Source organism: Edwardsiella tarda ATCC 15947 = NBRC 105688 (assembly GCF_003113495.2).
GTDB lineage: Bacteria > Pseudomonadota > Gammaproteobacteria > Enterobacterales > Enterobacteriaceae > Edwardsiella > Edwardsiella tarda.
Genome location: NZ_CP084506.1, coordinates 934318 through 949487 on the forward strand (window position 1 = coordinate 934318; position 15170 = coordinate 949487).

Below are 15170 nucleotides of genomic sequence, written 5' to 3' on the forward strand. Positions count from 1 at the left end.
GGGGGGAGTGAACCCGGCCAGACTGGCTGACCGGGACGGGGAGATTAACGACGTTCCAGCTGGGAGCTGAATTCGCGGCGGGTATAGCCGGTGTACAGCTGACGCGGGCGGGCGATCTTCAGGCCATCTTCGTGCATCTCGTTCCAATGGGCGATCCAGCCGACGGTACGGGCGATAGCGAAGATGACGGTAAACATGGTCGAGGGGATCCCCATCGCCTTGAGAATGATACCGGAGTAGAAGTCGACGTTGGGGTAGAGTTTCTTCTCGATAAAGTAGGGATCATTCAGCGCGATATGCTCCAGCTCCAGCGCCACTTCGAGCAGGTTGTCATTCATTCCCAACTCTTTGAGCACCTCATGGCATGTCTCCCGCATTACCGTGGCGCGTGGATCATAGTTCTTATAGACCCGGTGGCCGAAGCCCATCAGGCGGAAGGAGTCGTTCTTATCCTTGGCGCGCTTAATAAAGGCGGGAATATGATCAACATGATTGATCTCCTCCAGCATCTTCAGACAGGCCTCGTTGGCCCCACCGTGCGCCGGTCCCCACAGCGAGGCGATACCGGCGGCGATACAGGCGAACGGGTTGGCGCCGGAGGAGCCGGCGGTACGCACCGTCGACGTCGAAGCGTTCTGCTCATGGTCGGCATGGAGGATCAGGATGCGATCCATGGCACGTTCTAATACCGGGTTAACCTGGTACTCCTCACAGGGCGTGGCGAACATCATGCGCAGGAAGTTGCCTGCATAGGAGAGATCGTTCTGTGGGTAGATAAAGGGTTGCCCCAGGGAGTACTTGTAACACATCGCCGCCACGGTCGGCATTTTAGATAGCAGGCGGAAGGCGGCGATCTCGCGGTGACGTTCGTTACTGATATCCAGCGAATCATGGTAGAAGGCCGCCAGCGCGCCGGTAACCCCGCACATGACCGCCATCGGGTGTGAGTCACGGCGGAACCCTTGCAATAAGCGAGTAATCTGCTCGTGGATCATGGTATGGCGGGTGACGGTGGTCTTGAAGGTGTCATACTCTGCCTGCGTCGGTGGCTCGCCATTCAACAGGATGTAACAGACCTCAAGGAATGAGGAGTGTTTCGCCAGTTGATCGATGGGATAGCCGCGATGTAACAGGATCCCCTCATCACCGTCGATATAGGTGATCTGGGACTCGCAGGAGGCGGTAGAGGTAAAGCCCGGATCAAAGGTGAAGTAGCCGTGGCCGCCAAGTTTACGGATATCGATCTCATCGTAACCTAGCGTCCCGGACAGTACATCCAGTTCAATGCGCTCAGAACCCACCGTCAGCGTTGCTTTCTTGTCTGCCATTACAGTCTCCTTTGGGACATCTATTTTTAGAACCATTGACGCCGCACGGGATGCGGCGAGGTAAGCTTCCCTGGCACGTGATATGGCCGTCTCGCGTCTTTCGTTGGCGTCAAGCGGCGTAGTGGCCTCTCCTTGTCACGTGGTTGCCGTTACTAATTGTTAAAAATGTGTTTCCAAGGTGGCGTAAGGATTATGATTATTCATGTTGACGGCGTGGAAAGGAATTTCCAACACAGCTGGCTAACGTTGTCTCATACGAAAGCGAATTGGGCAACATCTAATCATAACGCACACTTTTAATTCTCTTTTTGTAATCGAAATGTTGATTTATTGTCAATGAGGTTAGCCTATTTATTAACTTTTGATGAATGCGTGACCATGCTCACTGTTTTGGTTAAATGTTGTTAATCATTTTGTGTTTGAATTGTAATCATAATGTGGTGACCCTATACTGCCGCCAGGTCTCCGGGACTTACCGCCGTCGGTAGGCATGCCTGTTGTGGAGCACCCAGCGCCCATCGCCCGGTGTGGTCAGATATCCGTTTGCCGACGCTGTCTGCCCGCGATCACGTGGCCTTGGGATGCTGCTTGACGCCGCCCAGGTCCGGAGGAGGGAAAATAAAAAGAGCTATGTGGGCAACACTGTGAAAAAACAAAGACCTGTCAATCTTGACTTGCCAACAATCCGCTTCCCCATTACTGCCATTGCCTCGATCCTACACCGCGTTAGCGGGGTCATCGTCTTCGTCTCCATCGGTATCCTTCTGTGGTTGCTCGGTCTCTCGCTCTCGTCGGCTGAGGGATTCGCGCAGGTGTCGGCGGTGGTGGATGGTGTGCTGGTCAAGCTGGTGTTGTGGGGCATCCTGACGGCGTTGGCTTACCATATTTGTGGTGGTATCCGCCATTTACTGATGGATTTTGGTTATCTGGAAGAGACGTTTAGTGTGGGATGTCGTTCGGCGCAGGTGGCGTTCGCTGCGACCGTGCTGCTCTCCATCTGTGCGGGGGTGTGGGTATGGTAAGCAATGCATCGGCGCTGGGGCGCAACGGGATCCAGGATTGGTTACTGTTGCGTGCATCCGCCATCATCATGACGTTGTACGTCATCTACCTGGTGGCCTTTATCGTCGGGGCTGGCCCGCTTAACTATGGCGTGTGGCTCGACTTCTTCTCCTCTCGGTTGACCCAGGTGTTTACCCTGCTGACTCTATTGTGTGTCTTGGTGCATGCCTGGATCGGGATGTGGCAGGTGTTGACGGATTATGTCAAACCTCTGGCACTGCGTCTGCTGCTACAGCTGGCGATCGTGGTGGTACTGGTGGTTTATCTGGTTTATGGCACATTGGTCGTCTGGGGGATATAAATGAAGCTGCCAGTGAGAGAGTTTGACGCCGTCGTGATCGGCGCGGGTGGTGCGGGCATGCGTGCCGCATTGCAGATTTCGCAACAGGGATTCCGTTGCGCCTTACTATCGAAAGTCTTTCCTACCCGCTCCCATACCGTCTCGGCGCAAGGTGGCATCACCGTCGCGTTGGGCAATACCCATGAAGATAACTGGGAATGGCACATGTACGACACCGTGAAGGGGTCGGACTATATTGGCGATCAGGACGCCATCGAATATATGTGTAAGACCGGCCCCGATGCCATCCTAGAGCTGGAGCATATGGGACTACCCTTCTCCCGGCTGGATGATGGGCGTATTTATCAGCGTCCATTCGGCGGTCAATCGAAAAACTTCGGCGGTGAGCAGGCGGCCCGCACGGCGGCGGCGGCGGACCGTACCGGACACGCCTTGTTGCATACCCTGTATCAACAAAACCTGAAGAATCACACCACCATCTTCTCCGAATGGTATGCCTTGGATCTGGTGAAGAATCAGGATGGTGCGGTCGTCGGCTGTACCGCCTTATGCATCGAGACGGGGGAGGTGGTTTACTTCAAGTCGCGCGCCACGATCCTGGCGACCGGTGGTGCCGGGCGTATCTACCAGTCGACCACTAACGCGCACATTAATACCGGTGACGGCGTCGGCATGGCGCTGCGCGCCGGGGTACCGTTGCAAGACATGGAGATGTGGCAGTTCCATCCGACCGGCATCGCCGGCGCAGGGGTCTTGGTGACAGAGGGCTGTCGCGGCGAGGGCGGTTACCTGCTGAATAAGCATGGCGAGCGTTTTATGGAGCGCTATGCGCCGAACGCGAAGGACTTGGCGGGACGGGATGTGGTTGCCCGGTCGATCATGATCGAGATCCGCGAGGGGCGTGGCTGCGAGGGGCCATGGGGTCCTCACGCCAAGCTGAAGCTCGATCACCTGGGTAAAGAGGTGCTGGAGTCCCGTCTGCCGGGCATCCTGGAGTTGTCGCGCACCTTCGCCCATGTCGATCCGGTCAAGGAGCCGATTCCGGTGATCCCGACCTGTCACTATATGATGGGCGGGATTCCGACCCGCATCAGCGGCCAGGCGTTGACCCAGGACGCGAACGGCAACGATCAGGTGATCCCGGGGTTGTTCGCCGTCGGCGAAATCGCCTGCGTTTCGGTGCATGGGGCCAATCGCTTGGGCGGTAACTCATTGCTGGATCTGGTGGTCTTTGGCCGCTCTGCCGGCCTGCATCTGGCGCAGAGTCTGCAAGAGCAGGGGCCGTTGCGCGATGCCGGCGAATCGGACATTGAGGCGAGTCTGCTACGGCTAAACCGCTGGAACGGCGCCCGCAAGGGGGAGGATCCGGCGCAGATCCGCAAAGATCTGCAGGCGTGTATGCAGCATAACTTCTCGGTGTTCCGCGAAGGCGAGGCGATGGCGCAAGGTTTGGCTGAATTGAAGCATATTCGTGACCGCCTGGCCGATGCCCGCCTGGATGACACCTCTAGCGAGTTCAACACCCAACGCATCGAGTGCCTGGAGCTGGATAACCTGATGGCCACGGCCTTCGCCACCGCCATGGCGGCGAACTACCGTACCGAAAGCCGCGGGGCCCACAGCCGCTTCGACTTCCCGGAGCGTGATGACGCCAACTGGCTGTGCCACACCCTCTATCTGCCAGAGAGCGAGCGTATGGTACAACGCCACGTCAATATGCAGCCTAAACTACGCGCGGCGTTCCCGCCGAAGGTGCGGACTTACTGATTTGCCGAGGAATAGGTGATGAAACTCGAATTTTCTATCTATCGTTACAATCCCGACGTAGACAGCGCGCCGCATATGCAGGATTACACCCTGGAGGCCGAAGAGGGGCGTGACATGATGCTGTTGGACGCCCTGATCCGCCTGAAGGAGCAGGGCCCGACGCTGGCCTTCCGCCGCTCCTGTCGTGAAGGCGTCTGTGGCTCCGATGGGGTCAACATGAATGGCAAGAATGGCTTGGCCTGTATCACGCCGATCTCCGCGTTACGTCAGGGGGGACGCAAGATCGTCATCCGCCCCTTACCCGGCCTGCCGGTGGTGCGTGATCTGGTGGTGGATATGGGGCAGTTTTATGCCCAGTACGAAAAGATTAAACCCTATCTGATCAACGATGGCCGTACGCCGCCGGCGCGGGAGTATCTGCAATCGCCGGAGGAGCGCGCCAAGTTGGATGGGCTGTATGAATGCATCCTGTGTGCCTGCTGCTCCACCTCCTGTCCTTCATTCTGGTGGAACCCGGATAAGTTTGTCGGTCCTTCGGGTCTGCTGGCGGCCTATCGCTTCCTGATCGACAGCCGCGACACCGCGACGGCACAGCGCCTGGATGGTTTGGACGATGCATTCAGCGTATTCCGCTGCCATGGCATCATGAACTGTGTCAGTGTTTGCCCGAAAGGATTGAACCCGACGCGCGCCATTGGTCACATTAAATCCATGCTGCTGCATCGCGAGGCCTAACACTAAGAAAAATATAGTATTCAGCCTAATAGGCCGGATAATGCACTGTCCCGCCCCGCTGTCGAGAGGGGCGGGCAGAGAACCGCTAAAAGCCGCTTTCGCCGTGGGTTTGCGCCGGTTTTTAGCGGTTCCCTGAGTATGCCGTCGTTGGCGGCATCCACTTGTCCGCTGATGTCAAAACCGCCCCGAGAGGTGGATACAATAGCGGCAGGGTTATCACGCAGTGATTATGTTGTTGGTAAATTGGATAAAATTTTTAATAACATTAAGTTAATACAAGAATATCTGTTAAAAATAGGATATTCACCACGGCGAACTACGGGCTTTATAAGCTTAAGGGATCACGATGCAAAACGGCACAATGAAGGCCTGGCTGGATTCCTCCTATCTGGCGGGCGCGAACCAGTCTTATATAGAGCAACTGTATGAGGACTATCTCACGGACCCCGACTCGGTGGAGCACAGCTGGAAAATCCTCTTTCAACAACTGCCGGCTAATGGATTGCCGCCGGATCAGTTTCATTCTCAAACACGTGACTACTTCCGCCGTCTGGCTAAAGATCCGGCGCGTTTCGGCCAGAGCTTTAACGATCCGCAGACCGATGCGAAGCAGGTGAAGGTGTTGCAATTGATCAATGCCTTCCGTTTTCGTGGCCATCAGCAGGCGAACCTCGATCCACTCGGGTTGTGGAAACAAGAACCGGTGCCCGATCTCGACCCGGCCTTCCATAACCTTAGCGCAGAGGATTTCGACGAGACGTTTAACGTGGGCTCCTTCGCTGTCGGCAGCGAAACCATGCGTCTGGCGGATATTTACCGTGCGTTGCAACAGACTTACTGTGGCACCATCGGCGCCGAGTATATGCACCTGACTAACACCGACGAGAAACGCTGGCTGCAACAGCGTCTGGAGTCGGTGATGGGACAGCCCTCCTTTAACGCGGAGGAGAAGCGCCGCTTCCTGCGCGAGTTGACCGCCGCCGAGGGGCTGGAGCGCTATCTTGGCGCGAAGTTCCCCGGCGCCAAACGCTTCTCGCTGGAGGGGGGCGATGCGTTGATCCCGATGCTGAAGGAGCTGATCCGCCACGCCGGCCTGCACGGTACCCGTGAGGTGGTACTGGGCATGGCACACCGCGGGCGCTTGAACGTGCTGATCAACGTACTGGGTAAACATGCCGATGAGTTGTTCGACGAGTTTGCTGGCAAGCATAAGGACCATCTGGGCACCGGCGACGTGAAGTACCACATGGGCTTCTCCTCAGATATGGCGACGGAGGGTGGCCCGGTGCATCTGGCGCTGGCCTTCAACCCGTCCCACCTGGAGATCGTCAGCCCGGTGGTGATGGGCTCGGTGCGTGCCCGCCGTGATCGACTGGATCGGACGCGCAGTGACATCGTGCTGCCGATCACCATTCATGGCGACGCGGCCGTCACCGGCCAGGGCATCGTGCAGGAGACGTTGAACATGTCTCAGGCGCGCGGCTACGAGGTGGGGGGCACGGTGCGTATCGTCATCAACAACCAGATCGGTTTCACCACCTCCAATCCGCTGGATGCGCGTTCAAGCCAGTATTGCACCGACATAGGTAAGATGGTGCAGGCGCCGATCTTCCACGTCAATGCCGATGATCCGGAGGCGGTGGCCTTCGTCACCCGACTGGCGCTCGATTTCCGTAATACCTTTAAGCGCGACGTGTTTATCGATCTGGTGTGTTACCGCCGTCACGGCCATAACGAGGCCGATGAGCCGAGTGCGACCCAGCCGGTGATGTACCAGAAGATCAAGAAACACCCGACGCCGCGCAAGCTGTACGCCGATCGCCTGACGGAGCAGGGGGTGGTCTCCTTGGAGGATGCCACCGAGATGGTCAATCTGTATCGTGACGCCTTAGACAGCGGGGGATGCGTGGTCGAGGAGTGGCGGCCGATGACCATGCACAGCGTGACCTGGGACCCCTACCTGCACCACGAATGGGACGAAGCGTATCCCCACGCCGTCGAGACGCAGCGCCTGCAAGAGTTGGCCCGCCGTATTAGTCGGGTGCCTGAGGAAGTGGAGATGCAGGCGCGGGTCGCCAAGATCTATGCCGATCGCGCGGAAATGGCCGACGGCAGTAAGCCATTCGACTGGGGGGGCGCGGAAACGCTGGCCTATGCGACGCTGGTGGATGAGGGGATCCCGGTGCGTCTCTCCGGTGAGGATTGTGGCCGCGGCACCTTCTTCCACCGCCATGCGGTGATCCATAACCAGAAGGATGGGTCGTTGTATGTGCCGCTGGAGAATGTGCATCACGCTCAGGGCGACTTTAAAGTCTGGGACTCGGTGCTTTCCGAGGCGGCGGTATTAGCCTTCGAATACGGTTATGCCAGCGCAGAGCCGCGCACCCTGACCATCTGGGAGGCGCAATTCGGGGACTTCGCCAACGGTGCCCAGGTGGTGATCGACCAGTTTATCAGTTCCGGTGAGCAGAAGTGGGGGCGGTTGTGTGGCCTGGTGATGTTGTTGCCGCATGGCTATGAGGGTCAGGGACCGGAGCACTCCTCCGCGCGTTTGGAGCGTTACCTGCAACTGTGCGCCCAACAGAACATCCAGGTCTGTGTGCCCTCGACACCGGCGCAGGTCTACCATATGTTGCGGCGCCAAGCACTACGTGGCATGCGGCGCCCGCTGGTGGTGATGTCGCCCAAGTCGTTGCTGCGCCATCCGCTGGCGATCTCCTCACTGGAGGAGTTGGCGCAGGGGAGCTTCCAGCCGGCGATCGGCGAAATCGACCCGATCGATCCACAACAGGTTAAGCGGGTGGTGATGTGTTCCGGCAAGGTGTACTACGATTTGCTCGAGCAGCGGCGTAAGAATGGCCAAGAGAACGTGGCTATCGTGCGCATCGAGCAGCTGTATCCGTTCCCGCATCAGGCGGTGCAGGCGGTATTGGCTCCCTATACCCAGGCGCATGACTTCGTCTGGTGTCAGGAGGAGCCACTTAACCAAGGCGCCTGGTATTGCAGCCAGCACAACTTCCGCGAGGTGATCCCTTTCGGTGCGGTGTTGCGTTATGCGGGGCGCCCCGCCTCGGCCTCGCCGGCGGTAGGGTATATGTCGGTTCACCGCGAGCAGCAGCAGGCGCTGGTGGACGATGCATTGCATGTGGAATGAGTTCAGGGTGCGGACCCGCGGGTCCGCATGCGAGACACGCTTTGAAATAAGGAAAAATAATGAGTAGCGTAGAAATTCTGGTTCCCGATCTGCCCGAGTCAGTCGCCGATGCGACGGTCGCCACCTGGCATAAGCAAGTCGGTGAGAGCGTGGCCCGTGACGAGGTCGTGGTTGAAATCGAAACGGATAAAGTGGTGTTAGAGGTGCCGGCACTGGAGGCGGGCGTGCTGGAGGCGATCCTCGAGCCAGAAGGGGCGACGGTGACGGCGCGTCAACTGCTGGGGCGCCTGCGCCCGGCGGACGTCAGTGGCGTAGCGATCGGCAGTGGGCCGCAGGTCGCGCAGGCGGCGCCAGCCGAGCGTCATACCGCCGCGTTGGATAGCGGTAATAGCGATGCGTTGAGCCCCGCGGTGCGCCGTTTGGTGGCGGAGCATGATCTGGATCCGGCAGCCTTGCAGGGTAGCGGTGTCGGTGGACGCCTGACGCGCGAGGATGTGGAGAAACATCTGTCCGCCCAGTCTGCTGCGGCACCCTCGCCGACACCGGCCGCTCGCGCCAGCGAGGCACCGTTGACCGCCGGTCGGGAGAAGCGGGTGCCGATGACCCGTCTGCGTAAGCGTGTGGCGGAGCGGTTGTTGGAGGCGAAGAACAGCACCGCGATGCTGACCACCTTCAATGAAGTGAATATGCAGCCGATCATGGATCTGCGTAGCCAGTATGGTGAAGCATTCGAGAAGCGCCATGGTGTCCGTTTGGGCTTTATGTCCTTCTATGTTAAGGCGGTGCTGGAGGCGCTGAAGCGTTATCCCGAGGTTAACGCCGCCCTCGACGGTGAGGAGGTGGTCTACCACAACTACTTTGACATCAGCATCGCCGTCTCCACGCCTCGTGGCCTGGTCACGCCTGTGATCCGCGATGTCGATACCCTGAGCATGGCGGAGATCGAGAAGCGCATCAAGACCTTGGCCGTGAAGGGGCGTGATGGCAAGCTGACGGTTGAGGAGCTGACCGGAGGTAACTTCACCATTACTAACGGGGGGGTCTTCGGTTCGTTGATGTCGACGCCGATCATCAACCCACCGCAAAGTGCCATCCTGGGCATGCATGCCATCAAGGATCGCCCGATGGCGGTCAATGGTCAGGTGGTGATCCTGCCGATGATGTACCTGGCGCTTTCCTATGATCACCGCCAGATCGACGGGCGCGAATCCGTCGGCTTCCTGGTGACCGTGAAAGAGATGCTGGAAGATCCGGCACGCCTGCTGTTGGATGTCTAACGCTGTGCTATGCATAGGCCCGCGCCGGCGGGCCTGAACCTCACAATAAGATTCAGCCCCTATAGGGATAGAACATCATGAACTTACACGAATATCAGGCCAAACAGCTGTTTGCCCGTTATGGACTCCCGACGCCGGTGGGTTATGCCTGCAGCACGCCGCGTCAGGCCGAGGAGGCCGCCTCGAAGATCGGCGCCGGCCCCTGGGTAGTGAAGTGCCAAGTACACGCCGGCGGGCGTGGCAAGGCGGGTGGTGTCAAGTGCGTGGCGCGCAAAGAGGAGATCCGTGCCTTCGCCGAGCAGTGGTTGGGGAAACGCCTGGTAACCTATCAAACGGATGCTCAGGGCCAGCCCGTACGCCAAATCCTGGTCGAGGGTGCGACCGAGATCGCCCGCGAGCTCTATCTGGGGGCGGTTATCGACCGTAGCTCACGTCGGGTGGTGTTTATGGCCTCGACCGAGGGCGGGGTGGAGATCGAACAGGTCGCGCAGCAGACGCCGCACCTGATCCACCGCGTGGCGCTGGACCCGCTGACGGGGCCGCAACCCTATCAGGGGCGTGAACTGGCTTTCAAACTGGGTCTGAGCGGCAAGCAGGCGCAACAGTTTGGTCAGATCTTCCTTGGCTTGGCGACGCTGTTCCTGCAGTGCGATCTGACCATGGCGGAGATCAACCCGCTGGTGATCACGCCGCAGGGCGATCTGCTGTGCCTCGATGGTAAGTTAGATGTCGACAGTAATGCTCTGTTCCGCCAGCCGGCGCTGCGCGAAATGGAAGATCCCGAACAAAACGATGCGCGTGAGGCGCATGCGGCACAGTGGGAGCTGAACTATGTCGCCCTGGAGGGCAACATCGGCTGCATGGTGAACGGAGCTGGTCTGGCGATGGGCACCATGGATATCGTGAAGTTGCACGGCGGTGCGCCGGCGAACTTCTTGGATGTCGGTGGTGGCGCCACCAAGGAGCGAGTGACGGAGGCGTTTAAGATCATCCTCTCCGATGAGCACGTCAAGGCGGTGCTGGTTAATATCTTCGGTGGCATCGTGCGTTGTGACCTGATCGCCGACGGCATCATCGGTGCGGTGGCCGAGGTCGGGGTACATGTCCCGGTGGTGGTCCGTCTGGAGGGGAATAACGCCGAGTTGGGGACCCGAATACTGGCCGACAGCGGTTTGAATATCATTGCGGCCACCAGTCTAACGGATGCCGCGCGCCAGGTAGTTGCTGCCGTGGAGGGGAAATAATGTCGATATTGATCAATAAAGAGACTCGGGTGATTTGCCAGGGATTTACCGGCAGCCAGGGGACATTCCATTCCGAGCAGGCATTGGCCTACGGTAGCCAACTCGTCGGTGGGGTCACCCCCGGTAAAGGCGGCAGCGAACACCTTGGGCTACCGGTGTTTAACACCGTGCGTGAGGCGGTTCAGGCCACGGCGGCGAGCGCCAGCGTGATTTATGTCCCGGCACCGTTCTGCAAGGACTCCATTCTGGAGGCGATCGACGCCGGCATCACGTTGATCATCTGCATCACCGAGGGTATCCCGACACAGGACATGCTGCTGGTGAAGGCCAAGCTCGATCAGTGTCCAGGAGTGCGCATGATTGGCCCCAACTGCCCGGGGGTGATCACGCCGGGCGAATGCAAGATCGGCATTATGCCGGGGCATATCCATCAACCGGGGCGCATCGGGATCGTTTCCCGTTCGGGCACCCTGACCTATGAGGCGGTCAAGCAGACCAGCGATGTCGGTTTGGGCCAGTCAACCTGCGTGGGGATTGGTGGCGATCCGATTCCGGGGTCGAGCTTTATCGATATTCTGGCGCTGTTCCAAGCCGATCCGCAAACCGATGCCATCGTGATGATCGGCGAGATCGGGGGCAATGCGGAAGAGGAGGCGGCGGCCTACATCAAGCAGCATGTGACGAAGCCGGTGGTGGCCTATATCGCGGGGGTAACGGCGCCGAAGGGGAAACGCATGGGGCATGCCGGGGCGATCATCGCCGGGGGTAAGGGGACGGCGGATGAGAAGTTCGCCGCGCTGGAGGCGGCCGGGGTGACGACGGTGCGTAGCCTGGCTGATATTGGTCAGGCGTTGCTGCGCGTGCTCGGTTGATTGCGACGACGCTTACCGCGTCACGGTATGGAGACCGCCCTTGGGGCGGTCTTTTTTTATTCATTCCCCGCTTGCGGTGACGATGAGGTTATTTTTTCTCCCTATTGTAAAAATAGGTCTGAGCAGAAATATTTTCGTGATGTAATGGCGCGGCCATAAATAATGGTGAGATATCCCATAGATAGCAAAGCGTTCAACAATAAATATCAGATTGATTAACAATAAATACACACGCAAGGGGGTGTTTTGCTCTGTTTGATTTCTGCGCACTTTGATCTAGTTTGGTATTGTAACTAATGATTTTAGCGTAGCTTTTTGGTAATCTTGCGCTAGATCAATAGTTGTCTATAGATGGTATCTAGGCAAATATTGACCTAACAATGGAAATCCAATCACGGTCACGCAAATAGCTATTTATTGTATATGTCTGTGAGGGTAAGATTTATCAGACTGTAATACAGGGTCAGATCTATTGTTATATTTGTTATCTTTTCCCGGTTTTTAGCTGCGAACGTTTTCTGCGCTACGCTATGCTTGCATGAGTCATCGCGGGGTAGAGAGGGTAGGCCGTTGAGAATTGGGATGGGTCGCATTTGTGGGTAAAGGGCATTCATTGCTGGTTGTTATGTGACTTCCGTAGAAACGGAAGCCGGGTTGCCACAAGTCGGAGTCTTCCTGCGAGGAGCAAGGAGTCAAGATGTTTGATATTGTCGAACTGTCACGTTTACAGTTTGCCTTAACGGCGATGTACCATTTTCTATTTGTCCCGCTGACGCTGGGGATGGCGTTCCTGCTGGCCATCATGGAAACGGTATATGTGCTGACCGGCAAGCAAATCTATAAAGACATGACCAAGTTCTGGGGAAAGTTGTTTGGTATCAACTTTGCCCTAGGGGTCGCTACCGGTCTGACCATGGAGTTCCAGTTCGGGACTAACTGGTCTTACTACTCTCACTACGTCGGGGATATCTTTGGTGCGCCGCTGGCCATCGAAGGGTTGATGGCGTTCTTCCTGGAATCGACCTTCGTCGGGTTGTTCTTCTTTGGTTGGGATCGTCTGGGCAAGGTGCAGCACATGCTGACCACCTGGCTGGTGGCGTTGGGCTCCAACCTCTCTGCGTTGTGGATCTTGGTGGCTAACGGTTGGATGCAGAACCCGATCGCCTCCGACTTCAACTTCGAAACCATGCGTATGGAGATGGTGAGCTTCTCCGAGCTGGTATTGAACCCGGTCGCCCAGGTGAAGTTTGTGCACACCGTCTCCGCCGGTTATGTTACCGGTGCGATGTTTATTCTGGGCATCAGCGCTTACTACCTGCTGAAAGGGCGTGATTTAGCCTTCGCTAAGCGCTCCTTCGCCATCGCCGCTGCGTTTGGTATGGCGTCGGTGATCGCCGTTATCCTGCTGGGTGATGAGTCCGGCTACGAGATGGGCGACGTGCAGAAGACCAAGCTGGCCGCCATCGAGGCCGAGTGGGAAACGCAGCCGGCACCGGCTTCCTTTAACCTGATCGCCCTGCCGGATCAGCAGACGGAAAGTAACCACTACGCCATTCAGGTCCCTTATCTGCTGGGTCTGATCGCGACACGTTCCCTCGATACGCCGGTCATCGGTCTGAAAGACCTGATGAAGGAGCATGAGGTGCGTATCCGTAACGGGATGAAGGCCTATCAGTTGCTGCAAGAGTTGCGTACCGGCAATACCGATCCGGCGGTGCGTGATGCCTTTAATCATGCGAAACAGGATCTGGGCTATGGCCTGCTGCTGAAACGCTATACCGATAACCCGGCTCAGGCGAGCGAAGAGCAGATCGCGAAGGCGACCAAAGACTCCATCCCAGAAGTGGCGCCGTTGTACTTCGCTTTCCGTATCATGGTGGGTTGCGGCATCCTGATGTTGCTGGTGATCTTCGCCTCCTTCTATAGCGTCGCACGTGGTCGCATCGGTGAGAAACGTTGGTTACTGCGCGCCGCGCTGCTGGGGATCCCGTTGCCGTGGATTGCCTGTGAGGCGGGCTGGTTCGTGGCCGAGTACGGTCGTCAGCCGTGGGCGATCGGTGAGGTGTTGCCGACCGCTGTGGCGAACTCCTCGTTGACGACTGGCGATCTGTGGTTCTCGATCATCCTGATCTGCGGTCTGTACACACTGTTCCTGGTAGCTGAGCTGTATCTGATGTTCAAGTTTGCCCGTCTGGGGCCGAGCAGCCTGAAGACTGGTCGTTATCACTTTGAACAGACGCATGCGGTCGACGCACGGTAAACAGGAGTCCACACTATGTTCGAATATGAAGTATTGCGCTTTGTCTGGTGGCTGCTGGTCGGTGTGTTGCTGATCGGGTTTGCCATCACCGATGGCTTTGACATGGGGGTCGGGATTCTGTCCCGCATCCTCGGGAAGACCGATACCGAGCGCCGGGTGATGATTAACGCCATCGCCCCCCATTGGGACGGCAACCAGGTGTGGTTGATCACCGCCGGCGGGGCGTTGTTCGCCGCCTGGCCGATGGTGTATGCCGCCGCCTTCTCCGGCTTCTATGTGGCGATGATCCTGGTGCTGTCAGCCTTGTTCTTCCGCCCGGTCGGCTTCGACTATCGCTCGAAGATCACCGATCCGCGTTGGCGTAACATGTGGGACTGGGGCATCTTTATCGGTAGTTTCGTGCCGGCGCTGGTCTTCGGCGTGGCCTTCGGTAACCTGCTGCAAGGGGTACCGTTCCACATCGATGAGTATCTGCGTCTGTTCTATACCGGTAACTTCTTCCAGCTGCTTAACCCGTTTGGCCTGCTGGCCGGGGTTGTCAGCCTGACCATGTTGTTGGTACAAGGCGCGGCTTACCTGCAGATGAAGACCGCCGGCGAACTGCGTCTGCGCGCCCGAGCGGCGACGCAGATCTGCGCGCTGATCATGATGGTCGCCTTCTTGCTGGCCGGGATATGGGTGGTGAAAGGGATCGATGGTTATATCGTGACCTCGGCGCTGGACTATGCCGCACCGTCTAACCCGCTGCATAAAGAAGTCGCCCATCAGGCGGGAGCTTGGCTGGTGAACTTTGAGGCGCACCCGATCCTGTGGCTGATCCCGGCGTTGGGCGTGGTACTGCCGCTGCTGACCATCCTGACCTCGCGTCTGGATCGTTGTGGCTGGGCGTTCCTGTTCTCCTCGCTGACCATCGCCTGTGTGATCTTGACCGCCGGTATTACCATGTTCCCGTTCGTGATGCCGTCCATCACTAACCCGAGCATGAGCCTGACCATGTGGGATGCCACCTCAAGTCTGCTGACACTGAAGGTGATGACCGTCGTGGCGATTGTTTTCGTTCCTATCGTGCTGCTGTACACCATCTGGAGTTACTACAAGATGTTTGGCCGACTGGATAAGAACTACATCGAAAACAACAATCACTCACTGTACTGATCCGCTGAGGAGCTT

General features: G+C 57.8%; 11 protein-coding genes. 10 read left to right on the forward strand and 1 reads right to left on the reverse strand.

Translation table 11 applies throughout. The annotated features are described in order from the left end of the window. Positions 1 to 44 precede the first annotated feature (44 nt). Positions 45 to 1328 (reverse strand): citrate synthase, encoded by a 1284-nt coding sequence (locus DCL27_RS04320; protein WP_005295356.1) that lies wholly within the window; start codon positions 1326 to 1328, stop codon positions 45 to 47. 632 nt (positions 1329 to 1960) lie between these two features. On the opposite strand from DCL27_RS04320, the gene sdhC reads away from it, so the two are divergent. The 10 genes from sdhC to cydB all read left to right on the forward strand — a co-directional run bounded on the left by sdhC (position 1961) and on the right by cydB (position 15155). Beyond that, on the forward strand, positions 1961 to 2350 hold the full coding sequence (gene sdhC / locus DCL27_RS04325; protein ID WP_035597897.1) for a succinate dehydrogenase cytochrome b556 subunit: 390 nt from the start codon (positions 1961 to 1963) through the stop codon (positions 2348 to 2350). Further along, complete coding sequence (gene sdhD / locus DCL27_RS04330; RefSeq protein ID WP_005288935.1) at positions 2344 to 2691, forward strand: succinate dehydrogenase membrane anchor subunit; 348 nt, start codon at positions 2344 to 2346, stop codon at positions 2689 to 2691. The genes sdhC and sdhD overlap by 7 nt, the downstream gene beginning before the upstream one ends. After that, positions 2692 to 4458: a succinate dehydrogenase flavoprotein subunit gene (sdhA, locus tag DCL27_RS04335; RefSeq protein ID WP_005288932.1), complete on the forward strand. Its 1767-nt coding sequence runs from the start codon at positions 2692 to 2694 to the stop codon at positions 4456 to 4458. It abuts the gene before it with no gap. A gap of 18 nt (positions 4459 to 4476) precedes the next feature. Continuing rightward, positions 4477 to 5193: a succinate dehydrogenase iron-sulfur subunit gene (locus DCL27_RS04340; RefSeq protein ID WP_228594476.1), complete on the forward strand. Its 717-nt coding sequence runs from the start codon at positions 4477 to 4479 to the stop codon at positions 5191 to 5193. A gap of 346 nt (positions 5194 to 5539) precedes the next feature. Next, on the forward strand, positions 5540 to 8347 hold the full coding sequence (gene sucA, locus DCL27_RS04345) for a 2-oxoglutarate dehydrogenase E1 component (RefSeq protein WP_005295365.1): 2808 nt from the start codon (positions 5540 to 5542) through the stop codon (positions 8345 to 8347). 59 nt (positions 8348 to 8406) lie between these two features. Next, complete coding sequence (gene odhB, locus DCL27_RS04350) at positions 8407 to 9624, forward strand: 2-oxoglutarate dehydrogenase complex dihydrolipoyllysine-residue succinyltransferase (protein WP_005288918.1); 1218 nt, start codon at positions 8407 to 8409, stop codon at positions 9622 to 9624. 77 nt (positions 9625 to 9701) lie between these two features. Then, a complete protein-coding gene (gene sucC / locus DCL27_RS04355) occupies positions 9702 to 10868 on the forward strand; it encodes an ADP-forming succinate--CoA ligase subunit beta (protein WP_005288915.1) in 1167 nt (388 codons plus the stop codon). Continuing rightward, the gene (gene sucD, locus DCL27_RS04360; RefSeq protein WP_005288913.1) at positions 10868 to 11740 is read left to right on the forward strand and encodes a succinate--CoA ligase subunit alpha; all 873 of its coding nucleotides are present in this window, start codon (positions 10868 to 10870) and stop codon (positions 11738 to 11740) included. The genes sucC and sucD overlap by 1 nt, the downstream gene beginning before the upstream one ends. Positions 11741 to 12437: 697 nt before the next feature. Beyond that, on the forward strand, positions 12438 to 14000 hold the full coding sequence (cydA, locus tag DCL27_RS04365) for a cytochrome ubiquinol oxidase subunit I (RefSeq protein WP_005288906.1): 1563 nt from the start codon (positions 12438 to 12440) through the stop codon (positions 13998 to 14000). A 15-nt stretch (positions 14001 to 14015) separates the two neighbouring features. After that, positions 14016 to 15155, forward strand: a complete 1140-nt coding sequence (cydB, locus tag DCL27_RS04370; RefSeq protein ID WP_005288903.1) for a cytochrome d ubiquinol oxidase subunit II — start codon at positions 14016 to 14018, stop codon at positions 15153 to 15155. The last annotated feature ends 15 nt before the right edge of the window (positions 15156 to 15170 follow it).

Coding starts and splice junctions, on each gene's coding strand:
- DCL27_RS04320 (WP_005295356.1), bottom strand. CDS start 1,328: ATGGCAGACAAGAAAGCAACGCTGACGGTGGGTTCTGAGCGCATTGAA.
- sdhD (WP_005288935.1), top strand. CDS start 2,344: ATGGTAAGCAATGCATCGGCGCTGGGGCGCAACGGGATCCAGGATTGG.
- sdhA (WP_005288932.1), top strand. CDS start 2,692: ATGAAGCTGCCAGTGAGAGAGTTTGACGCCGTCGTGATCGGCGCGGGT.
- DCL27_RS04340 (WP_228594476.1), top strand. CDS start 4,477: ATGAAACTCGAATTTTCTATCTATCGTTACAATCCCGACGTAGACAGC.
- sucA (WP_005295365.1), top strand. CDS start 5,540: ATGCAAAACGGCACAATGAAGGCCTGGCTGGATTCCTCCTATCTGGCG.
- odhB (WP_005288918.1), top strand. CDS start 8,407: ATGAGTAGCGTAGAAATTCTGGTTCCCGATCTGCCCGAGTCAGTCGCC.
- sucC (WP_005288915.1), top strand. CDS start 9,702: ATGAACTTACACGAATATCAGGCCAAACAGCTGTTTGCCCGTTATGGA.
- sucD (WP_005288913.1), top strand. CDS start 10,868: ATGTCGATATTGATCAATAAAGAGACTCGGGTGATTTGCCAGGGATTT.
- cydA (WP_005288906.1), top strand. CDS start 12,438: ATGTTTGATATTGTCGAACTGTCACGTTTACAGTTTGCCTTAACGGCG.
- cydB (WP_005288903.1), top strand. CDS start 14,016: ATGTTCGAATATGAAGTATTGCGCTTTGTCTGGTGGCTGCTGGTCGGT.